Origin of the sequence: Providencia sp. PROV156 (genome assembly GCF_028480905.1) — a bacterium.
In the GTDB taxonomy this organism is placed as follows: domain Bacteria; phylum Pseudomonadota; class Gammaproteobacteria; order Enterobacterales; family Enterobacteriaceae; genus Providencia; species Providencia hangzhouensis.
In genome coordinates this window covers 1-23,610 of the sequence record NZ_JAMPPE010000037.1, presented here as the reverse complement: position 1 = coordinate 23,610, position 23,610 = coordinate 1, and the positions used below count along the sequence as shown (strand labels likewise).

20 protein-coding genes are annotated in these 23,610 nt (G+C 41.0%); 2 read left to right on the top strand and 18 right to left on the bottom strand.

Going from position 1 to position 23,610, the window contains the following annotated elements; all coding sequences use genetic code 11:
• Positions 1 to 23: 23 nt before the first annotated feature.
• The 12 genes from ybgE to sdhC form a co-directional block, all read right to left on the bottom strand.
• Complete coding sequence (ybgE, locus tag PSF31_RS19725) at positions 24 to 311, bottom strand: cyd operon protein YbgE (RefSeq protein ID WP_004256791.1); 288 nt, start codon at positions 309 to 311, stop codon at positions 24 to 26.
• A 5-nt stretch (positions 312 to 316) separates the two neighbouring features.
• Positions 317 to 430 carry a cytochrome bd-I oxidase subunit CydX gene (gene cydX, locus PSF31_RS19720; RefSeq protein WP_004256792.1) on the bottom strand — a complete coding sequence of 38 codons (114 nt, stop codon included), beginning with the start codon at positions 428 to 430 and terminating at the stop codon, positions 317 to 319.
• Positions 431 to 441: 11 nt separating this feature from the next.
• Positions 442 to 1,581 (bottom strand): cytochrome d ubiquinol oxidase subunit II, encoded by a 1,140-nt coding sequence (gene cydB / locus PSF31_RS19715; RefSeq protein WP_096865175.1) that lies wholly within the window; start codon positions 1,579 to 1,581, stop codon positions 442 to 444.
• A 14-nt stretch (positions 1,582 to 1,595) separates the two neighbouring features.
• Positions 1,596 to 3,164: a cytochrome ubiquinol oxidase subunit I gene (cydA, locus tag PSF31_RS19710; RefSeq protein WP_004256799.1), complete on the bottom strand. Its 1,569-nt coding sequence runs from the start codon at positions 3,162 to 3,164 to the stop codon at positions 1,596 to 1,598.
• A gap of 840 nt (positions 3,165 to 4,004) precedes the next feature.
• Positions 4,005 to 4,877 (bottom strand): succinate--CoA ligase subunit alpha, encoded by an 873-nt coding sequence (gene sucD, locus PSF31_RS19705; protein WP_004256808.1) that lies wholly within the window; start codon positions 4,875 to 4,877, stop codon positions 4,005 to 4,007.
• Positions 4,877 to 6,043, bottom strand: coding sequence for an ADP-forming succinate--CoA ligase subunit beta (gene sucC, locus PSF31_RS19700; protein ID WP_004256812.1), 1,167 nt, complete (start codon positions 6,041 to 6,043; stop codon positions 4,877 to 4,879). Before sucC ends, sucD begins: the two co-directional genes overlap by 1 nt.
• A gap of 132 nt (positions 6,044 to 6,175) precedes the next feature.
• Positions 6,176 to 7,387 carry a 2-oxoglutarate dehydrogenase complex dihydrolipoyllysine-residue succinyltransferase gene (gene odhB, locus PSF31_RS19695; RefSeq protein WP_096865174.1) on the bottom strand — a complete coding sequence of 404 codons (1,212 nt, stop codon included), beginning with the start codon at positions 7,385 to 7,387 and terminating at the stop codon, positions 6,176 to 6,178.
• Positions 7,388 to 7,401: 14 nt separating this feature from the next.
• Entirely contained in the window at positions 7,402 to 10,215 is a 2,814-nt protein-coding gene (sucA, locus tag PSF31_RS19690; protein WP_004256820.1) for a 2-oxoglutarate dehydrogenase E1 component, read from the bottom strand.
• Positions 10,216 to 10,713: 498 nt separating this feature from the next.
• Positions 10,714 to 11,430 carry a succinate dehydrogenase iron-sulfur subunit gene (locus PSF31_RS19685; protein ID WP_094961832.1) on the bottom strand — a complete coding sequence of 239 codons (717 nt, stop codon included), beginning with the start codon at positions 11,428 to 11,430 and terminating at the stop codon, positions 10,714 to 10,716.
• 35 nt (positions 11,431 to 11,465) lie between these two features.
• A complete protein-coding gene (gene sdhA / locus PSF31_RS19680; RefSeq protein ID WP_096865173.1) occupies positions 11,466 to 13,232 on the bottom strand; it encodes a succinate dehydrogenase flavoprotein subunit in 1,767 nt (588 codons plus the stop codon).
• Complete coding sequence (gene sdhD, locus PSF31_RS19675) at positions 13,233 to 13,577, bottom strand: succinate dehydrogenase membrane anchor subunit (protein ID WP_004256832.1); 345 nt, start codon at positions 13,575 to 13,577, stop codon at positions 13,233 to 13,235. It abuts the gene before it with no gap.
• Positions 13,571 to 13,960 carry a succinate dehydrogenase cytochrome b556 subunit gene (gene sdhC, locus PSF31_RS19670; RefSeq protein WP_004256840.1) on the bottom strand — a complete coding sequence of 130 codons (390 nt, stop codon included), beginning with the start codon at positions 13,958 to 13,960 and terminating at the stop codon, positions 13,571 to 13,573. The genes sdhD and sdhC overlap by 7 nt, the downstream gene beginning before the upstream one ends.
• Positions 13,961 to 14,632: 672 nt before the next feature.
• On the opposite strand from sdhC, the gene PSF31_RS19665 reads away from it, so the two are divergent.
• Positions 14,633 to 15,919, top strand: a complete 1,287-nt coding sequence (locus PSF31_RS19665) for a citrate synthase (protein ID WP_004256842.1) — start codon at positions 14,633 to 14,635, stop codon at positions 15,917 to 15,919.
• A gap of 85 nt (positions 15,920 to 16,004) precedes the next feature.
• Here the strand turns inward: PSF31_RS19665 and PSF31_RS19660 are convergent, their stop codons facing one another.
• Positions 16,005 to 16,766, bottom strand: a complete 762-nt coding sequence (locus PSF31_RS19660) for an AraC family transcriptional regulator (protein WP_004256845.1) — start codon at positions 16,764 to 16,766, stop codon at positions 16,005 to 16,007.
• Positions 16,767 to 16,896: 130 nt separating this feature from the next.
• Here PSF31_RS19660 and PSF31_RS19655 point away from each other — a divergent pair, with 130 nt between their 5' ends.
• On the top strand, positions 16,897 to 18,030 hold the full coding sequence (locus PSF31_RS19655; RefSeq protein ID WP_096865171.1) for a multidrug effflux MFS transporter: 1,134 nt from the start codon (positions 16,897 to 16,899) through the stop codon (positions 18,028 to 18,030).
• Positions 18,031 to 18,646: 616 nt separating this feature from the next.
• Here the strand turns inward: PSF31_RS19655 and PSF31_RS19650 are convergent.
• The 5 genes from PSF31_RS19650 to PSF31_RS19630 form a co-directional block, all read right to left on the bottom strand.
• Entirely contained in the window at positions 18,647 to 19,813 is a 1,167-nt protein-coding gene (locus PSF31_RS19650) for a TPM domain-containing protein (RefSeq protein WP_004256870.1), read from the bottom strand.
• The gene (locus tag PSF31_RS19645) at positions 19,810 to 20,406 is read right to left on the bottom strand and encodes a LemA family protein (RefSeq protein WP_004256874.1); all 597 of its coding nucleotides are present in this window, start codon (positions 20,404 to 20,406) and stop codon (positions 19,810 to 19,812) included. Before PSF31_RS19645 ends, PSF31_RS19650 begins: the two co-directional genes overlap by 4 nt.
• A gap of 117 nt (positions 20,407 to 20,523) precedes the next feature.
• Positions 20,524 to 20,793 (bottom strand): type VI secretion system PAAR protein, encoded by a 270-nt coding sequence (locus PSF31_RS19640; protein WP_004256880.1) that lies wholly within the window; start codon positions 20,791 to 20,793, stop codon positions 20,524 to 20,526.
• A gap of 11 nt (positions 20,794 to 20,804) precedes the next feature.
• Positions 20,805 to 21,650, bottom strand: coding sequence for a hypothetical protein (locus tag PSF31_RS19635; protein ID WP_232062945.1), 846 nt, complete (start codon positions 21,648 to 21,650; stop codon positions 20,805 to 20,807).
• A gap of 70 nt (positions 21,651 to 21,720) precedes the next feature.
• Positions 21,721 to 23,610, bottom strand: a 1,890-nt coding sequence (locus PSF31_RS19630) for a hypothetical protein (RefSeq protein WP_272683288.1), incomplete at its 5' end; no start/stop codon positions are given.

The window sequence follows — 23,610 nt, the reverse complement described above, 5'->3', positions numbered from 1 at the left end:
TGACCCATAATTAGCAATTAGAATTATCTAAAGACCTGAAAAAGTCCCCAAATAAGAATGATGGCAGCTGGCAATGGATGGAAAATTGCACGGAAGATAACTTTTTTAGGTTTAAAACCCACACCAAAAATCATCGCGGTACATGTTGCCCATATTAACAACAGCCCTTGCCATATCTGAAATGAACTCGTTTTCGCAGCAAATAGGGTTGGATCCCACATGACTGCACCTGCAGTTACTAAAGCTAAAATAAGGATAAGGGCCCTTATCGGCCCCTTATCCAATAGCTGATAGGTTTTATCCACCAGCATTTTTATTACTCACCATCTTTAGCTGTTTTAGAGTCTTCTGAGTGCTCTAATGCTAATGCTGCAATCACTGCAAAACTACAAGCTAACAGCGTGCCGAGGATCCAGGCGAAATACCACATAGTTATGCTCCTTAATACAGTGAGTGCTTGTTGCCTTCGATGAAGTTTTTGTCCAAACGACCGAACATTTTATAGTAACACCATGCGGTGTATGCCAGTACGATTGGAACAAAGATAATAGCAACAACAGTCATCACTTGCAGTGTAAACAAGCTAGATGTTGCATCCCACATGGTCAAACTTGCGTTTGGCATGATGCTTGAAGGCATGATGAATGGGAACATTGCTACACCACAGGTTAAAATGATACAAGCGATAGTTAATGAAGAACTCACAAACGCCCAACCATTTTTGTCTGCTTTACTAAACAGCATTGTGACTAACGGTAGTGCTACACCCAGAGCAGGCAACGCCCACAGAATTGGGTAAGTGTTGAAATTAGTCAACCAAGCACCTGATTCAACTGCGACTGTCTTGTTTAGTGGGTTAGAAACACTCAATGTATCGATAGTTGAAGTAACAACATAACCATCAATACCCATTACTAACCAAACACCTGCGCCTGCGAAAGCAACTAAAGTAACTAATGCACAGATATAAGTCGCTTTACGAACACGTAAGTACAGTTCACCCGTGGTACGCATTTGCAAATAAGTTGCACCTTGCGTCACAATCATCATTAAGCCGACAACACCCGCTAACAGACCATATGGGTTTAGCAGACCAAACAGGTTACCTGTATAAGTCAGGTACTGCTGGTTATCGATTTGTAGTGGAACACCTAATAACAGGTTACCAAACGCAACACCGATAACTAATGGTGGAACGAAACCACCAATAAACAGACCCCAGTCCCACATATTACGCCATTTTGGGTTCTCCAGTTTTGAACGGTAGTCGAAACCAACCGGACGGAAGAACAATGCTGCTAATACCAAAATCATAGCGACATAAAAGCCGGAGAATGCCGCAGCATAAACTTGTGGCCATGCAGCGAACATAGCACCACCCGCAGTGATTAACCAAACTTGGTTACCATCCCAGTGAGGTGCAACAGCGTTAATCATGATACGGCGTTCAGTATCTGTTTTACCTAAGATAGGTAATAAGAAGCCAACGCCCATGTCAAAGCCATCTGTGACAGCAAACCCAATCAGTAATACACCGATAAGGATCCACCACACAAATCGAAGAACTTCATAATCAAACATAAGTGGACTCCTATTTACTGAACGTCGTGTGCAGAAGTGTTTTTCTGTTCAAAGTGGTAACGACCGGTTTTCAGGCTACTTGGCCCTTTACGAGCGAATTTGAACATTAAGAACATTTCAGCAATTAAGAACAGTGTGTACAGACCACAGATCAATACCATAGAGAAGATCAGGTCATGGGTTGTCAAGTTGGAGTGTGCAACCGAAACCGGTAACACTTCACCAATTGCCCATGGCTGACGACCATATTCAGCAACGAACCAACCCGATTCAATTGCAATCCATGGTAATGGAATACCGAGTAGTGCAATACGCAGCAATAGTTTATTTTGACCAATACGGTTACGAACTACTGACAGGAATGCCCAGCCAATAATCAACAGTAACAGGAAGCCAACACCAACCATGATACGGAATGCCCAGAACAGAGGCCCAACGTTAGGAATACTATCTTTCACTGCTTTTTGGATTTGAGCTTCAGTTGCATCAACAACATTTGGTGCATATTGTTTTAACAGAAGACCATATCCAAGATCTTTTTTGCTTGCTTCGAATGCCGCACGCAGTTCAGGATCTTTATTACCTGCAAGAAGTTCTTGTAACTGACCGTATGCAATCATACCGTTACGAATGCGAACTTCGTGTTGTTTCATTAGGTCTTTCAAGCCTAAAACAGGTGTGTCGACAGAACGGGTTGCAATGATACCCATCGCCCAAGGAATCGAGATAGCAAATTTATTTTCTTGTTTCTCGGTATCTGGCCAAGCGATTAAGTTAAACGCGGCTGGAGGAGCATGAGTTTCCCACTCAGCTTCAACGGCTGCAAGTTTCGTTTTTTGTACGTCACCCATTTCGTAACCTGATTCATCACCAAGAACGATAACAGATAGAACCGCTGCAATACCAAAACTTGCCGCAATTGCAAAAGAACGCTTAGCAAAAGCAACATCACGACCTTTAAGCAGGTAGTAAGAGCTAATACCTAAGATAAACATTGCACCGGTACAATAACCTGCAGCAACTGTGTGGACGAATTTAACTTGTGCGACTGGGTTCAAGACTAGCTCAGAGAAGCTAACCATTTCCATACGCATGGTTTCAAAGTTGAAATCAGCAGCGATTGGGTTTTGCATCCAACCGTTCGCGACCAAAATCCACAAAGCAGAGAAGTTAGAACCTAAAGCAACTAACCATGTTACAGCAAGGTGTTGTTTTTTGCTTAAACGATCCCAACCAAAGAAGAATAAACCAACAAAGGTAGATTCTAAGAAGAACGCCATCAAACCTTCGATTGCAAGAGGTGCACCGAAGATATCTCCAACGTAGTGAGCGTAGTAAGACCAGTTAGTACCGAATTGGAACTCCATGGTCAAACCCGTTGCAACACCCAGAGCAAAGTTAATACCGAATAACTTACCCCAGAACTTAGTCATATCTTTATAAATTTGTTTGCCTGACAGTACATATACCGTTTCCATGATCGCAAGCAAAAACGCCATACCTAGCGTTAATGGTACGAACAGGAAGTGATACATCGCAGTTAAGGCAAACTGTAATCGTGACAGTTCGACAATATCAAACATCTTGACTCCTTGCTCCTAGCAGGAAGACACCGACTTGCGGCAACCCAGCTTCCAGTTTTAAATACTTAGAAAGCCTCTTAACTACCAGCAAAAAATGCCTCAAAACAACAAATAATTAACAAAATTAAAAGAACAAACGTTACTATAATAATAGTACGCCTATCTTCACACACAATAAACTTCTTTTACGTGACTCAGATTTGAATTCTGAATTTACATCAATAATTATACCCTTTAATAGAAAACCGAGTATTTGATCGAGCACCAATTTAAGCAATTTGAACAAATAAAGCCAGAGGCAATGAATTGATTTACGTCAATTTTTTTCCTGTTGTTAATTGATATACCTGTCAGTCAATTAATGGTTATTTACTTGTTAAAATGCTGTTATTGATAATGATACAAATGTTCTTAATTTTTCCAAAGATTAACAAAAAATATAATCATTGAATTAAAGCCTCGAAAAAAGAATATTTAATTTGTAATAGTATCTTATTTTAAACTTATTATGAATTTTATTAATATAGCCGTTTTTATCAACTAAACGGTTATATTGGTTTAATTGAATTGTCGTCAATATTATAAAATTGACATGCCGCAATTTTGCTATTTTTTGCACAAAATGCGATTAGCGCCCCCTACTCGTCTAGTTGCCCCTCATTATCAATTTTCCTTCATATAAGCCTGTAATACGTATTTTTAAGTATAGACACTCTTTTCAGAAAACCGCATAACCACATAAAATTTGTTTGAAATATTTTTGTAAACCATAAAAAAAACCCGCGCTCACATGAGCACGGGCTTTCGTCTCTTACTCTTGCTAGTTGCCTAGCGAATCACTTATTTGTTCAGTAATGATTTTACTGCATCACCGATGTCTGCAAGGCTACGAACGGTTTTCACACCAGCCGCTTCTAATGCAGCAAATTTCTCATCAGCTGTGCCTTTACCGCCAGCGATGATTGCACCTGCGTGCCCCATACGTTTGCCTTTTGGCGCAGTTACACCTGCGATGTAACCGACAACAGGTTTAGTGACGTGCTCTTTAATATAAGCCGCCGCTTCTTCTTCTGCGTTACCACCGATTTCACCGATCATGACGATAGCTTCAGTTTGCGGATCCGCTTGGAATAATTTCAGGATATCAATGAAGTTTGAACCTGGGATTGGGTCACCACCAATACCTACGCAAGTCGATTGACCTAAGCCTGCATCTGTTGTTTGTTTAACAGCTTCATAAGTCAACGTACCTGAACGCGAAACGATACCGACTTTACCTGGCATATGGATATGACCAGGTTGGATACCAATCTTACATTCACCCGGAGTGATAACACCTGGGCAGTTAGGCCCAATCATACGAACGCCTGCTTCGTCTAATTTCACTTTCACTGTCAGCATATCCAACGTTGGGATACCTTCAGTGATGGTGATTATCAGTTTAATGCCTGCATCGATAGCTTCTAAAATAGAATCTTTACAAAATGGTGCTGGAACATAGATAACAGAGGCTGTTGCGCCCGTTGCTTCTACAGCTTCACGAACAGTGTTAAATACAGGTAGACCTAAGTGAACAGTGCCACCTTTACCTGGAGTCACACCACCGACCATTTGCGTGCCATAAGCAATCGCTTGTTCTGAGTGGAATGTACCTTGACCACCAGTGAAACCTTGGCAAATTACTTTAGTGTTTTTATCGATTAAAATAGACATTATTTAGCCTCCGCTGCTGCTACTGCTTTCTTAGCTGCATCTGTCAGGCTATTTGCAGCGATGATGTTCAAGCCGCTATCTGCCAGTTTTTTAGCACCTAACTCTGCATTGTTACCTTCTAAACGCACAACTACCGGTACATTTACGCCAACTTCTTCAACTGCACCAATGATGCCGTCTGCAATCAGGTCGCAACGAACGATACCACCAAAGATGTTAACAAAAACCGCTTTCACGTTTTCATCAGAAAGAATGATTTTAAATGCTTCAGTTACACGCTCTTTTGTCGCGCCGCCGCCAACATCTAAGAAGTTAGCTGGTGCGCCGCCGTGTAATTTAACGATGTCCATCGTACCCATTGCAAGGCCTGCACCGTTAACCATACAACCGATGTTGCCGTCTAATGCAACATAGTTCAGTTCCCACTGAGCTGCTTGTGCTTCACGCGCATCTTCTTGTGATTCATCACGCAGTTCACGGATTTCAGGTTGGCGATATAACGCGTTGCTATCGATACCTAATTTACCATCTAAGCAAACTAAATCACCCGCAGTGCTGATAACCAGTGGGTTGATTTCAGCTAATGCTAAATCACGTTCTAGGAATAATGTTGCTAGGCCCATGAAAATTTTCGCAAATTGGCTAACTTGTTTGCCAGTTAGACCTAATTTGAATGCTAACTCACGACCTTGGAAAGGCATTGGGCCAGTCAGTGGGTCGATAATCGCTTTGTGAATTAACTCTGGGGTCTCTTCTGCGACTTTCTCAATTTCCACGCCACCTTCGGTAGAAGCCATGAACACAACGCGGCGAGTGCTACGGTCAACAACAGCACCTAAATAGAGTTCTTTATCAATGTCAGTCGCAGTTTCAACTAAAATTTGGTTTACTGGTTGGCCATTAGCATCTGTTTGATAGGTAACTAAGTTTTTACCTAACCAGTGTTCTGCAAACGCTTTAACTTCATTGATATCGCTAGTGACTTTCACGCCACCCGCTTTACCACGTCCACCAGCGTGAACTTGGCATTTAATTACCCATGGGCCGTTACCAATTTTTTTAGCTGCATCGACGGTTTCAGCAACTGATGAACAGGCATAACCTGTCGGTGCAGGCATCCCATAACGTGCAAACAACTGTTTTGCCTGGTACTCGTGTAAATTCATGATGTTCTATCCATAATTGAGTCTGAAGAGGCGTTTATTCGCCTCCTGCAATTGTTACTGATTTAGCAACCCGCGAACGGGTTGCATCGGTTACTTCAGACCGGGCAAGTTGTACCCTGCCCTGTTATGTTGCTATACGTCCAGCAGTAAACGAGTTGGGTCTTCCAGCATATCTTTGATAGCGACTAAGAAGCCAACTGACTCACTACCATCGATTAAACGGTGGTCGTAAGACAGTGCTAAATACATCATAGGAAGAATTTCTACCTTACCATTTACAGCCATAGGGCGGTCTTTAATCGCATGCATGCCTAAAATCGCGCTCTGTGGTGGGTTAATGATAGGTGTAGACATCAGAGAACCGAATACGCCACCGTTAGTGATAGTGAAGTTACCACCACTTAAGTCTTCGACAGTTAATTTACCGTCACGACCTTTGACAGCCAGTTCTTTAATTTTCTTCTCGATATCAGCCATGCTCATTGCATCGACATCACGCAGCACTGGCGTTACCAGACCACGTGGTGTTGATACAGCAATACTGATATCGAAATAGTTATGGTAAACCACATCATCGCCATCAATAGAAGCATTCACTTCTGGGTAGCGTTTCAGTGCTTCAACCGCAGCTTTAACATAGAAAGACATAAAGCCTAAACGGACACCATGACGTTTTTCGAATACTTCGCCATATTGTTTACGTAAGTCTTTGATTGGTTGCATGTTGACTTCGTTAAACGTCGTCAGCATTGCAGTCGTATTTTTCGCTTCTAACAGGCGCTCTGCGATACGTTTACGTAAACGAGTCATTGGAACACGTTTTTCACTACGGTGCGCTAATGGCGCTTGTGGCGCTTCTGGTGCTTTCGCCGCAGGTGTCGCAGATTTATTTGCCGCTAAATGTTTTTCAACATCTTCACGAGTTAAACGACCGCCAACGCCAGTCCCTTTGATATCCGCAGGGTTTAAATCGTGCTCTGCAATTAAACGACGAATAGCTGGTGTCAGCGCATCGTTGCTTTCTGTTTCTAAACTTGCAGTTTGACGTTGTGCAGGTGTTGACTCTTGTGCTTCTTTCACTACAGCTGGAATGCCAGTGCTATCGCCTAAACGAATGCGACCCAGTAACTGCTTAGACAATACTGTTGCACCTTCATCTTCAACGATAGCTTCTAATACACCCGCTTCGCTTGCAGGAACTTCTAAAACGACTTTATCTGTTTCGATCTCAACCAGTACTTCATCACGCTGAACACTGTCACCTGGTTTTTTATGCCATGTGGCAACCGTAGCATCTGCAACGGACTCAGGAAGATCGGGAACAAGAATTTCTACGCTACTCATTTTCTATCCTTTAATTATTCAATGTTCAAAGCGTCATTAACCAGGGCTTTTTGTTGTTCCTGGTGTACGGACGTATAGCCAACTGCTGGAGATGAAGAAGCAGCTCGACCTGCATAACGTAAAGTTGCCCCAGCTGGGATAGCTTCACGGAAATTATGTTGACTGCAATACCAAGCACCTTGGTTTAATGGCTCTTCTTGACACCATACAAAGTCTTTTACATCAGTAAATTGCGCCAACGCTTTTTGGATATCTTCGTGTGGGAACGGATATAGCTGTTCGATACGCACGATAGCAACGTCAGTTTGTTCATTTTTACGACGCTGTTCTAACAGATCGTAATAGACTTTCCCTGAACACAGAACGACGCGTTTCACATTTTTCGGATTGATTTCATCGATTTCACCGATAACTGGCTCAAATGTACCATTAGCCAATTCTTCCATGCTAGAAACCGCTAACGGGTGACGCAGCAGAGATTTTGGTGACATCACAATCAGAGGACGGCGCATGCCACGTAAGGCTTGGCGACGTAACATGTGATAAACCTGAGCTGGTGTTGATGGCACACACACTTGCATGTTTTGGTCAGCACACAGTTGCAGGTAACGTTCTAAACGTGCAGATGAGTGCTCTGGCCCCTGACCTTCATAACCATGAGGCAGTAGCATTACCAGACCACACATACGACCCCATTTTTGCTCACCAGAGCTAATGAATTGGTCGATAACCACTTGCGCACAGTTAGCGAAGTCACCGAATTGTGCTTCCCAAATAGTCAATGCGCGTGGTTCTGTCGTTGCATAACCATATTCGAATGCTAATACGGCGTTTTCAGTCAGAACAGAGTCCCAAACATTAAAAACACCTTGCCCGTTATGGATATTCTGCAGTGGGACGTAAACTGAACCATTCGTTTGATTGTGAATAACTGCATGGCGATGGAAGAATGTACCACGGCCCGCATCTTCACCCGATAAACGTACAGGAACACCTTCATCAACCAATGTTGCGTACGCTAAAGTTTCAGCAGCACCCCAGTCGAGAAGTTTTTCACCTTTCGCCATTTCGGCACGGTCTGCATAGATTTTCTCAACACGAGATTGCGCAACCACGCCTTCTGGAATAGTACTGACTTTAGTTGCCAGTTCAGTTAGGCGTTTAATATCAACGGTTGATTTGTATGATGCATCCCATTCATGGTTTAAATATGGAGCCCATGTGTATGAGTTCAGACCCATTTCACGGTATTCTTCAACCACACAGTTACCCGCATCTAACGCATCACGATACAGATTAACCATTTCAGTGACATCATTAGCACTTAACACATTTTCTGCAATTAAACGGTCTGCATAAATTTTACGTGGTGTTGGGTGCTGTTTGATTTTTTGATACATCACTGGCTGAGTTGCACTTGGCTCATCCGCTTCGTTATGACCATGACGGCGATAGCATACTAAATCAATCATAACATCGCGTTTGAACGTGTTACGGAAATCCAGTGCCAAACGTGTTACAAATGCCACTGCTTCAGGGTCATCTGCATTCACGTGGAAAATTGGCGCCTGCACCATTTTAACGATGTCAGTACAGTATTCGGTTGAACGTGTATCTTTTGGATTTGAAGTAGTGAAACCAATTTGGTTATTAATTACGATACGTACAGTACCGCCAACTTCATAACCACGTGCTTGAGACATATTTAATGTTTCTTGCACAACGCCTTGGCCAGTTACTGCTGAGTCACCATGAATGGTAATTGGCAGAACCATATTGCTGCGGCCTTCATCCAGACGGTCACGACGAGCACGTACTGAACCAATAACTACAGGGCTAACAATCTCAAGGTGAGATGGGTTAAATGCTAATGCTAAGTGAACACGAGAACCTGCGGTTTCAAAATCAGAGGAGAAACCTTGGTGATACTTAACGTCACCCGCACTAGAGTGGTCTTTATGTTTCCCCGCGAACTCATCAAATAATTCGCCAGGTTTTTTACCTAAGATATTAACTAGAACGTTTAAACGACCACGGTGAGCCATACCCAAAACAACTTCACGGGTATCTTGCTTGCCTGCGTGGTGGATTAAATCTTTCAGCATTGGGATTAGTGAATCACCACCTTCCAATGAGAAACGCTTGGCACCTGGGAATTTAGCCCCAATGTAACGCTCAAGCCCTTCAGCTGCCGTTAATTCTGCTAAGAAGCGTTTTTTCTCTTCTACTGAGAAAATTTTAGATACGTCTACAGATTCAAGACGCTGCTGAATCCAACGTTTTTCTTCTGTATTTGTGATATGCATATATTCAGCACCGATAGAACCGCAATAAATACGTTTCAGGTGCTCATATAGCTCACTCAGTTTCATGGTTTCTTTGCCAATAGCAAATGAACCCACATTGAAGGTTTCGTTGAAGTCTTCTTTCGTCAGGTTGTGGAATGCTGGGTCTAAATCTGGAACAGATTCACGTTTCCAAAGACCTAACGGGTCAAGATTCGCATTTTGGTGCCCGCGGAAGCGGAACGCATTGATTAATTGCAAAACTTTGACTTGTTTTGCGTCGATAGCTGGATCGCTAACAGAGGTGTGATAACGTGTAGAGTCTTTTGCTAAGCGACGGAAGTAATCGCGCGCTTGGGAGTGGAATTGTTCACCGCTAGTACCTAATGCCGCACCAGGTAGTTGATCAAAAATTGCTTTCCACTCGGCATCGACAGAGTTAGGGTCAGTCAGATAATCTTCATAGAGCTGTTCTATATAAGTCTGGTTCGCGCCTGCCAGAAAGCTTGAATCCAGCCAGTCCTTCATTACGCCGTTCTGCATTGTGATCCCTTAAGCTTTTAAAGCTTTAGTTTTCGCCGTGGTTAACTAATCGCCGCATTTAAGCGACCTCGATAAAGGTTCTCTTGGACGTGCTTTATGCATGTTCTCTCTTTGGGAGGCCCTTTATCAGTAAGGGTTTCCCTTTTAAGGAACCTTTAAAAACTGGCTGCGGTTTTTAAAGGCCCCTATGCTTGGGCTGTCGTCTTCATCTTTTTTTGCAGTTGGCTATTTTTTCTACTTTTTGCTGTTACTTTCTTTGCTTTCACTTTTTTACGCTTTTGTAATGACAACGTTTTAATAAGTACTACTTTTTATGGGTGACAATGTTACTTTCTGACGCTCTTTGTTGGTATTTCGTTTTCGCGCTTTTGTGAGCTTCCGCGCATTTAAATCATGTCATTGTTTTTACTTTACGCGTTTCTTTTAACTTATGTTTTTATTTTGTGCTATTTCATTTTAACCCACAGCACCTGAGCACTGCGGGTTAAATATGCATCATTAAGCACTATGTTTTAGTAACATAGATTTAATATGACCGATAGCTTTCGTTGGATTTAGTCCTTTAGGGCATACATTGACACAATTCATGATGCTATGACAGCGGAAGACACTAAAAGCGTCGTTCAGATCATCTAATCGCGAATCGGTTTCTGTATCACGGCTATCAATTAAGAAGCGATACGCCGCCAGCAAGCCTGCAGGCCCGATAAACTTGTCCGGATTCCACCAGAAAGATGGGCAAGAAGTCGAACAACATGCACACAAAATACACTCATATAAACCATCGAGTTTTTCACGTTGTGCAGGAGTTTGTAAATTCTCACGCGCCGGTGGGTTCTTATTATCATTAATAAGATATGGACGAATTTTTTCATATTGGGTATAGAATTGTGTCATATCGATGATCAGGTCACGTACAACAGGCAGACCTGGTAATGGACGAATGACAATTTTCTTCCCACCACGGATTAACGCGGATAATGGCGTAATACATGCCAACCCGTTTTTACCGTTCATGTTCAGACCATCAGAACCACATACCCCTTCACGACAAGAACGACGGAAGGATAATGTTGGGTCTTGCTCTTTAATTTGGATTAACGCATCCAGCAACATCATGTCACGCCCTTCAGGAACTTCTAGCGTGTAATCTTGCATACGTGGTGCGTTGTCCATATCAGGATTGTAGCGATAAATCGAAAATTGTAATTTCATAGTTTATTTCTCCGCAACTGGATTAACACCACGCATTAGTAGGTACGAATTTTCGGTGGGAAGGCTTCACGCAGTTTTGGCTGCATGTTGACTTCACGACGCGTCATCGTTTCAGATTGCGGTAAATATAATGAGTGACATAACCAATTCGCATCATCTCGCTCTGGGTAGTCAAAGCGGCTATGCGCACCACGGCTTTCTGTACGGAAGTTTGCAGCTTGTGCCGTTGCATAAGCCGTTTCCATCAGGTTATCCAGTTCTAAACATTCGATACGCTGAGTATTAAACTCAGTCGAGGTATCATCAAGACGTGCATTTTGCAGGCGCTCACGAATCACTTTCAGCTCTTCTAAACCTTTCGCCATGGCATCGCCTTCGCGGAATACCGAGAAGTTATGCTGCATACAGGTTTGCAGTGCTTTACGGATTTCAGTTGGGTCTTCACCAGTACGTGCACCTTCCCAACGGTTAAAACGAGTCATCGCTGCATCGATATCAGATTCAGACGCATCACACATTGAACCTTGTTCCATGATGGACTCTTTCAAATGCAGACCCGCTGAACGACCAAATACCACTAAGTCGAGGAGTGAGTTACCGCCTAATCGGTTAGCGCCGTGTACTGATACACAGGCAATTTCGCCGACTGCAAACAAGCCAGGAATGACTTCATCTTCACCTTTTTCGTTATAACGAATGGCTTGGCCTGTAACTTTAGTCGGAATACCGCCCATCATGTAGTGGCAAGTAGGAATTACTGGGATTGGCTCTTTGATTGGGTCAACGTGAGCAAAGGTACGAGATAACTCAAGAATACCCGGTAAACGAGATTCCAGAACTTCTTTTCCTAAGTGATCCAATTTCAGTTTAGCATGTGGACCCCATGGGCCATCACAACCACGACCTTCACGAATTTCAATCATGATAGAACGCGCAACAACGTCACGACCCGCAAGGTCTTTCGCATTCGGCGCATAACGTTCCATGAAACGCTCACCGTCTTTGTTCAGCAAGTAACCACCTTCACCACGGCAGCCTTCAGTAACGAGAACACCCGCACCTGCGATACCCGTTGGGTGGAATTGCCACATTTCCATATCTTGTAGTGGAACACCTGCACGAGCAGCCATCCCCACACCATCACCTGTATTGATGTGTGCGTTAGTGGTTGATTGGTAAATACGCCCAGCACCACCGGTTGCTAAAATAGTTGCTTTCGCTTTGAAATAAACTAATTCGCCTGTTTCCATACAAATTGCAGTACAACCTACAACATCGCCATCTTGGTTTTTAACTAAATCAAGGGCATACCATTCTGAAAAAATGGTTGTGTGGTTTTTTAAGTTCTGCTGATACAAGGTATGTAACAGTGCGTGGCCAGTACGGTCAGCCGCAGCCGCAGTACGTGCAGCTTGCTCACCACCGAAGTTTTTAGACTGACCACCAAATGGACGTTGATAAATACTTCCGTCATCAAGGCGAGAGAATGGCAACCCCATATGCTCTAATTCAAGGATAGCCTCTGGCCCTGTTTTACACATGTATTCAATAGCGTCTTGGTCACCGATGTAGTCGGAACCTTTCACGGTATCGTACATGTGCCATTCCCAGTTATCAGGGTGAGTATTACCTAACGCAACAGTAATACCGCCTTGCGCTGAAACAGTATGAGAACGGGTTGGAAAGACTTTTGACAGCAGAGCACATGACAGGCCCAACTGTGAAATTTGCAGTGCAGCACGCATACCTGCGCCACCAGCACCGATAACGATAGCGTCAAACTCTCTGATTGGCAGATTCATTTATGCACCCCACACAACAATTGTTCCGTAAATTAAATAAGCCAACAGACCTACAACGATAGCCAGTTGCAACACTAAACGAATTGCTAAAGGCTTAACGTAGTCAGTCAGCACTTGCCACATGCCAATCCACGCATGGACAAGAATCGAGAACAACGTGAGGATAGTGAATACTTTCGTCACAGAAGAGGCGAAAAAACCACGCCAGACGTCATAGGTAATGTCATTAATAGCAACAAAACCAACAATGTAGAGTACATAGAGCGCGATGACAATCGCAGAACCACGGATTAATAGCCAGTCCTGGATACCAGTACGGCCTAAAGCTGAAGCATTACTTACCATACTAAAACCCCCGCCAGAATTGCTAAAATCACGGTAATGACAAATGTAATTTTTGCAGATGAGTTACCAGCAGCAAGCGTTTCATCAACACAACCGAAATCCATTAGCATATGACGAATACCACCACAGATGTGGTAAGCCAAAGCCGTCAAGATGCCCCAAAGAATGAACTTAGCAAAAAAGCCAGTCATTATTTCAGACGCGTATTGAAAACCTTCTGGAGAGGAGAGAGATGTCCCTAACAACCAAAGCAGAATACCAACTGCGATGAGAGTAATGACGCCAGAGACACGGTGCAAGATCGAAGATATTGCAGTGATCGGGAAGTGAATCGTCTGCAAATCAAGGTTGACAGGTCTTTGTTTTTTCACAATTTTGCCCACACAGCTCTTTATTATTTTCCATCCTCCGGACCTGGGGTGGAAATCAGACAGCGACAGGGGGTACAAAATGCAACTTAACACAAACTCTAATCCATCATGTTTAAATAAAGTTGCATACTGATCACGCTGGGAACTCCTACTACAGGGTAATCCGGAGACCTGCCGCTAGTATAAAGTCTTCACAATGCCATTACAATTCCCACACAAAATGTTTGGAGACATTTAGCCCGAACAGTGAGAAGGATCACGATTTAAACATTTTGTATAAATGTGCTTATCTTATTTGACAATGATTCAACATTTATCTTACATATAGGTCTGGCAGAATTATCTTAACGGTGCTGTTGACACTTCATCGTAAAAGAAAAAAACGTGAATGTTGCAATGTTAAGTACTCTTCAATTTGAACTATGATGGGTATTAATAACAAAAGTTATGAAAGTTGTTCCTCTTACCACAAATAATGATATTGTAGGGAAAACAACAAAAAGAACATAACATCTACACACTCATAAACAACCTAACTACATTGTCATCGGTCTCAGATTTCAGGTTTTATGTGATAGCTAGCTGATTTCCAAAGCATACCGGTAGAACAATGCACGAAGACGCAGTATAACGCTGAGCTTCTGGGTTGTTGGGTGTCGATTATCAAGCGCTAAGGAGACCGTAATGGCTGATAACAAAGCTAAGCTAACGACTGGTAGTAAGGGTGATATTGACCTAGATATTTTAAGCCCAACGATTGGTCAAGACGTTATCGATGTCCGAACTTTAGGTTCTAAAGGGTTCTTTACCTACGACCCTGGTTTTACTTCTACTGCATCCTGTGAATCAAAAATCACCTATATCGATGGTGAGCAAGGCATTCTGTTACACCGTGGTTTCCCTATCGATCAACTCGCTACTGAAGCCTCTTATCTCGAAGTTTGTTATATCCTGCTATACGGTGAAGCACCGACTCAAGAACAATATGACGTATTTAAAAATACGGTGACTCGCCACACCATGATCCATGAGCAAATTACTCGCATGCTTAATGGTTTCCGCCGTGACTCACACCCAATGGCTGTATTATGTGGTGTTACAGGCGCACTAGCTGCCTTCTATCACGATGCATTAGACGTGAATAACCCACGCCACCGTGAAATTACGGCTTATCGTCTGCTATCAAAAATGCCAACAGTTGCAGCGATGTGTTACAAATATTCAATTGGCCAACCTTTTGTTTATCCACGTAATGATCTGTCATACGCGGGTAATTTCTTGCACATGATGTTCTCTACACCATGTGAAGAATACACAGTTAATCCTGTTTTAGAACGCGCAATGGATCGTATTTTGATTCTGCACGCCGACCATGAACAAAACGCCTCAACATCGACAGTTCGTACTGCGGGTTCATCTGGCGCAAACCCATTTGCTTGTATCGCAGCGGGTATCGCTTCACTGTGGGGGCCTGCTCACGGTGGAGCTAACGAAGCTTGCTTACGTATGTTGGAAGAAATCCAAACCGTTGAGCACATCCCTGCATTTATCGAGCGCGCTAAAGACAAAAATGACTCTTTCCGCTTAATGGGCTTCGGTCACCGTGTTTATAAAAACCATGACCCACGTGCAACCGTAATGCGTGAAACTTGCCATGAAGTTCTAAATGAACTTGGCTTGAATGACAGCTTGCTGGAAGTCGCTATGGAGCTGGAACGTATCGCATTAAACGACCCGTATTTCATTGAGAAAAAACTGTACCCGAACGTTGACTTCTATTCAGGTATCATATTGAAAGCAATGGGTATTCCATCTTCAATGTTTACTGTTATTTTTGCCATTGCACGTACCATTGGCTGGATTGCACATTGGAATGAAATGCACGATGACGGCCTGAAAATTGCACGTCCTCGCCAGCTATATACCGGCTATGACAAACGTGAATTCAACTCTGAATTATCAAAAAAATAATATTTAATTAAATCTGAACTCCTACATGTGCTAAGGCCTCGAATTTTCGGGGCTTTTTCATGTTTGTTTACCAAAGTCATTTAGCTTACTGCTGCTGATATTCCCTTGGGGTCATCCCACTCATTTTACGGAAAAAACTAATAAACGCACTATCACTTGTTAAGCCAAGTTCTTGAGTAATATAATGATATGGCTTTTCTTGTGCGAGTAATTCAATGGCTTTAATATAACGCCACTGTTGGCGCCATGCTTGATAACTCATTCCTGTTTCTTTAAAAAAAATCCGTGTAATCGTCTTCTCACTCGCACCGATAGTTTGCGCTAATTGGTTTAAATTCGGTGGTAATTGTTCGATATCAACCCCTTTAAAGCGCCTATCTTGCGGTAGTGCTAACAGTGTTGGTTCTAAAGCAGCACTCTGTAATTCATCAATAAATACCGGTAATAAGTTGGCCAAACGCCCCTGCTGCCAATCACTATCAAACGGAGCAATAGCAATACGTTCTAGCACTTCCCTTAGCAATGGTGAAATATTTAAAATAACCACATCGTTCCCGATTTCTTTGGCATATTCTTCTGATAAATAAACCGAACGATATCCCACTGATGCCCTCATTTGCGCCCGATGAAGAACAAATGGTGGGATCCAAGCCATTCTACCAGGGGGAAGCAAAGACAGGCGATTTTCCAGTGAAATCCGTATACACCCTTGTTGTGTAAACAAAAGCTGTCCCATTTCATGTTTATGAAAACCTGAGTCATGCTGCCCCAATTTTGCTGCAATTCCCAATACTGGGGCATGGTACCAGTGAGTTTGAAATTCATCTGTTTGATTTAACCAAGCCATAATGTCTCTTTTTTGATATTTATAGTCTTTATTATTGTAATAAGACAATAAAAATAACACTAAACTGCCTGCTATTAAATCGTTGTATCCGATTAGACCCTTTATTTTTAGTAGATTGGCAGGAAAAAGTATGAAACATCCTCTTTCATTATGGCTTGCTGTTGCCTTAATGATGTTTCCTCAAATTGTGGAAACCATATACAGCCCCGCTCTCACTGATATCGCCAGTGCTTTCTCAGTAAATGCGGAACAAGCTTCACAAACACTGTCGCTTTATTTCTTTGCTTTTGCATTAGGCGTGGTGTTTTGGGGACGAATGTGTGACACCTTAGGGCGCCGCCCGACTATTTTGGCGGGTTTATTGATTTATGGTATTGCCTCTGTTGGCGCGTTATTTGTCACACATTTTTATTTATTATTATTAATGAGAATGTTGTCAGCATTTGGCGCTGCCGTAGGTTCAATTGGCACACAAACTGCCATGCGCGATAGCTACCAAGGCCATGAATTAGCGAAAGTTTTTTCTATTATGGGAGTTGCTTTAGCAATTAGCCCCGCTTTGGGAATGTTATCTGGTGCTGGGTTAGCCAATTTTGGTGGCTATCGTGCCGTTTTTATCGGCTTAGCGATTTTAGCAGCAGTGCTTTTTCTCTGGTCCGCCTGTCGTTTACCTGAGACCAAGCCTGAAAACGTGACGCAAGTCTCATTTATTGAGACATTTTTACGCATGATTGCAGATAAAGAAATTATTAGAAATGTGATCTTGATAGCATTTTTCAACATTAATTTATTTAGCTATTATCAGCTGGCACCTTTCAGTTTTGAACAATTAATGCTCACTCAACAACAGTTTGGATTAACTGGGATATTATTAGCGCTTGGGGTCGGTTTAGGTTCGATATCAAATCGCTATTTATTGGCTAAAAAACACACATCTGAACAACTTGTTAAGCTATCGAGTATCATTTCTTTAGTTAGTGGCTGCTTAGTTTTTGCTCTAATGGATTCTATTTGGTTTGTTTTACCAGTTATTGGTGTCGTTATTGGTTACGGAATTGCGATCCCGAACATACTTGCCCATGCATTAAACCGTTATGGTGAGCAAAAAGGCACCGCCGGAGCAATTTTAGGTTTATTTTACTACATCGGACTCGCCATCGGTCTAATGGTCGCTGGTTGGAGCCAACACTTAGGTTTAGTACTAACTATTTCGGGTTTGGTGTTGGTTTTTGCGTCACTAAGGTGGAGTAGCCAAGTACACTAAATAGATTTAGAGAAGCCCTTTTAGGTAGCTATGCAGCTCAAAAATTAGCCAGGCAATTATTAAAAATATTTCTGCCTGGCTATTACGGCTAAGCTCACCAGTATAATATGCTTTATTATAGACCCATATACTTATTTTTCTTTGTTAAAGTATGGAACATATTTATCTAAATATTTTGGAGGGCTACTGCCTTGTTCATTATACGAGTCATAAATGCTTTTGTTATAATTAATTGCATCCTGAAATGCATACATTTTAGATGAGTGTCTATCCATAAAACCCCAAAGTGTATAAAAAGCCATAAAGAGTAACACGATAAAAAATGGGATCGTATTGGTTAGTTGACTATTACGCTGTGGTAAGTTATCACTCAATGCTGTTTATTGACCGCATCTAAAAAATACCAGTTTTTGAAGCTCCAACGGATCATCGTAGCGATGACCTTCCTCATCAATGGAGGTATTCAAAACTTACTGAAATACATGACAAGATTATTGGTACTCTTACTGAAAGGGAACATTAATTTAACCAAATCAATACATTTAATACACGACCAGCTAGGTGGGATTCACCTGACGCTTACTTATAAACCTAAATCAAGACCTTAGTAGACACTTTACCAATGCCCCGAAGCACCGCCACCACCGCTAGAACCGCCTCCCCCACCGCTTGATGAACTTGACGAACTTGATGAACTTGATGAACTTGATGAGCTGAAATCGTGACTGGAAGTAAAATTAGAAGCGTGTTTATGGGATGTGTTTACTGAATATGAAGGTTGATAAAAAGGTGAACCAAATCGACTGAACTCACAAATCGCTTTCCATTCTTTTCTCTGCTGTCGATAAATCGGAAATAAGATATTGATGCCAATAAACAACACGGTTAATGAAATAAGGTTAAAGAATAATGATAACACCACCATCAGTAATAAGATAAAAGGGTTAACAATACCACTAAGAATTATTTGTGTATAAAAAATGACAACGACTGAACAAAACACTACAGGGAAATACAGCGAAAATGATGTTGGAAAATAGAATGAGTAATTCAGATAATTTTTTAACCGTTTTAGCTGATTTGCACCTATCTTATATCCTCGCTTTTCTGAATTTTTCTTTTTTTTACCTGACTGCGCTATCACTTGATTAATTTTTCTTTTTAATTTTTTCGTTGAAAATACAAGCTGAAAACAATAAATTAGCCCTAATATTATCACATAAATTAAAATAAAATGTGTTTGTAATATTTTAAGAGGAATAAGATCTGTCAAAGAATTCGTTGAGCTTATTGGTCTATCATTAGCTACATGAATGGCATTTATAATCCCTTGCTCAATACCCGTATAATAGTTTTCTGCTCTAAAATACGGCAACATATTTTTTCGAATAATTCTCCCAGCAAGAACATCGGTAAATGTCCCCTCATAGCCGTACCCGACTTCAAAGCGAACACTGCGGTCATTTATTGCCACAACAAGCAGTAATCCATTATCAAGCCCCTTTTTACCTATCCCCCATTGATTAAAAACACGATTTGCGAAAGTTTCGATATTTTCACTCCCAGTAGTCGGAACGATATAAACAACAAATTGTGAACCATCATTCCGATTATTTTCAAAGTTAATCAATAAATTATTTAGCGTTTTGAATTGCTGCGCCGTTAATAAATTTGCACGATCAATGACCCTATCTATTTTTAATGGGGGTGTATTATTCACTGATGCGCTCGCAATAGCACTAAATAAAAGCAAGGAAAATAAAAATAAAATATTACGTATCATGAGTTAAAATCCACCATTGGTGTTCTTTTGATTTCATGCCCATTCTCAACGTTAAAATTAATTTTTTTATCATACCCCATAGATTCCGCAATTAAGTTATAGGGGAATTGCCTAATTTGAGTATTATAATGGCGTACCGCCTCTATATACCGCCCTCTCGCAACTGAAATACGATTTTCAGCTCCCTCCAACTGTACCATCAGGTCTTGATAGAGTGAATTTGCTTTCAATTCAGGGTAATTTTCTGAAATAACTAACAGACGTGATAGAGATTGCCCTAAATTATCTTGAGCTTTTTGATAGCTCGCAGAAATTTCAGGATCATCAAACACGCGACCATCCACATTAATTTTCCCGACAGACGCTCTCGCCTTTACAATTTCTTGTAACACATTGCTTTCATGACTTGAATATCCCTTAACTGTACTGACCAGATTAGGGATCAAATCAAATCGACGCTGATATTGGTTTAATAATTCTGACGCTGCCGCAGAGACTAACTCATCATTTTTTTGGATTGTATTGTAAGAATTAACTAACAGAGTAAAAATTACAACCATCACTAATACCAAACCTATCGCTAACTTGCGCATTAAATATCCTTATATTAACCACTTAATGTTAATATTGACTATCTGGTGTAACACTAATTTCTTTACTATCATCAATCCTAGCGAACTCAATTATTATCTGTCAGAACATCGTATTTTCTAACCAATTTTTACCGTTGAATTACCAATTAATACGCCACCGCAACTTACTGTATCACCTGTTCTGGCCGCAGGCTTGCCATCAATAAATACACTACTTGATCCACCAACGATAGTTCTTGAATGCCCACCGTGAGGCGCTAACGCATCTCCTTGCCGAGCAACCGCTTTACCATCGACTTTTACCGTTGGTGAACCTGTAATCACATGGGTAGGGCCATGTTTTCCATGGCCTGTATCAGAATCACCAATAAGAATAATGTTTGGCATAAATTAATTCCTTATCGAACAATCGTGACTTTTCCATCAATAATGGATAAATAGGGATTGTAGTGAAATGTTCGACCTTCAGGGCTAACTAATTTTATTGGTGACAGTCGGCTAAAACCAATTTCATACCGGAATATTCGTTTATCTTCATAAGTACTGAATATATAGCGACTCCAATCTATTTTAGCTGGCTTATATCCTTCATCTAGCATTTCTTTAAATTCTAGAGAGTTCCAAAATAGATCAGGGGAACTATTATCTGCATAAGCAAACTCATCCCATGATATTTTACCCATTGCTTTTAATTTGTTGAGATTTTTATCAGCAAAGGCTTGTTGTAGCTCTAAATAAAACGCTTGAACCTTAGGAATATCGGATTCCGTTACAGGCGTTGCTTTTTCCCATTGCCATTTGGGGAGCCCTTGTAAATTAAATTGGTTTTTTGCTTCTAGCATACTTCCTTCACTTTTTCTATTGGAGCCACCGAAATAAACTTGATCCATATTATGTTTATATTTATCGGAAATAATTATTTTTCCATCGTTATTTCCAGCTAATTTAATACCTGATATAAATGTGCTATTACCATTTTCGGATAACTTATTTAGTTCCACCTCACACCACATTTCCGGTGTTAGTTTTTCTTCTTCTGCTAGAACAGAATCATTATACATAATTAAACTTAATGTATTTAGTTCATTGGTTAGCATACTCGATATATTTTGGCCTGCAGAATACATCCCTTCAGTAGCATTTTCATTATCCATAATAAGCATATCATTAATTTTTATACCGCAGCCTGCATTATTAGAGGATAAATTAATCAAATAAATTTCATCCATTGTATTTTTTGCCATACTGACTCCACTAAAACCTAATACCATTATAATACTCGTTATATGCAATACGTTTTTCAACGAAAGACGCTTACCAGATCTCTGATGCCCCATAGCTTTCGTTAGATGGTGAGAAAATAGACCAACGATACTCTGATTTTTCTTTGGATAACGGTTCATGAATAATCCACTCCTTATCTAGTGGCTTGGTTGATTCTTCGACTTTGATATTCTTTTTTGAATGACCAAATTTACCAGCGTCATTATTCTCTTCTGTTTCTTTTTTTCCGATCCCTACACCATATTCAACACTCGCATAAGCCTTTATCCCCTCATGATAAAAAACAATCTCACCATTTCCATTTGGAACCCAAGCCGCTTTTACAACTGCGGTTACTTTCGCTTCCGCTTTAAAAAAGCCTGAGATACCATAATAACGAAAGCCTCCGCGGATGTTCGTTACACAGCTCATTGTGAACGATAAGTGGACATCACTACTTTTCTCATCAAATTTTGTAATGCCATCACTCTCTGTCTTATATTTTACGCCGCAGTTTAAAGACAGGTTAAAGGTTAAATCAAGCTGGACACCAATAAATGCCCCATCTTCCCCTCTATTGACCTTCCCTTCACTCTGTGTCCCCCTTTCTCGAATAACGGTGACAATAGTGTTGATACCAAAATAAGCAGCGAAAGCCTGTATCATGTCAAATGTGAATTTGAAACCAAAAAACGGGTCGCCACGTAAATACACATCGTATTTAGGCATGACTTGATTATTTTTTGTTAATGCAATTTCTCGGCTACCACTGACTTTGATTGTCGGATAAATAAGCTCAAATTTTGCCAATTCATATTCTTGTTGTTTGTACTTACTTGGGCTTTTATCTGGAGCGGTCGATAATAATCGATTAAAACTATCGACGCCTTTATTTACTTTTTCAAGCAAAGAAAGCTCTTTTTTCTTTTTTAATTGTGAGTATTCATGTTTCAGTTCCGCACTCCATTTTTTACTGTCCATCCCCAGTATTTTTGAGATTGAACCTTCAAATTTAATGCTTGAGGTTGTCAGTTCTGTCCCTGATTTTGTCCAACCACTATGAGGTTTTGAGCCGTTATGGCCTAACGCTTGGTTCTTTTGTGCGGTTAATTTTTTTCTCGCAACATCATTTTGACCTGTTGTTTTTTCATTGAACGCAATCGTTAAATCAATTTTGGTTTTTTGCTGTAAAATTAAATAGAACTTTGTATCAAAAACCGACCTCGAACCAAATTTTTGATACACGAAAGCCCCTGCATTTAACAAAATATTATTGTTGATTGAGGCATTATACATTTTGGGCTCAAACGGTTTGTGCCCACATTCGGCAATCGATAATCGATATTCTTGGGTATGTTTCAATCTACTAACGGCGTATTCATCATCCAAATCATTCCACAAATCAACGAATAAATCAGCCAACACCGTAAACGGATTCATCACCTCTGCACCAAATTGACGAAATTGTTTTGTGTAAACTAACGGAATATCTAATGCCTTAGCTGGCGTGACTTTACCCACAAACGTATTCTTGACTTCCCCAATCGGTTTTACACCTTGAGGTACTTGTGCCACTTTATTGTTATAAGATGTTGATTGCCCAAAGTCATAGGCAACATCACCATAGACATTTCCAATGGGGCACTCAGGATTATTAGAGACACATACCTTCGAACAGGTCTTTACCTTAAAAGGCACTGAGATTTCAGGTAAAAACGATTCAGGATTTTTTTCAATGTTGAAAATATTATTAAAATCAGAAAGCTCTGCCGCTAGAAAACTATTTTTACCTTTAAATTCGATAATATGAAAAAAATCTTTTTTAATCCCATTTTGGCGATAAGTTTCTTTTTGTTGACCAAATTCAATCTCGACTTCAAGTGTGCAATCATCGGGTAATTTACAATCACAAACGACCTCTGGATATTCTTTAGACACTGG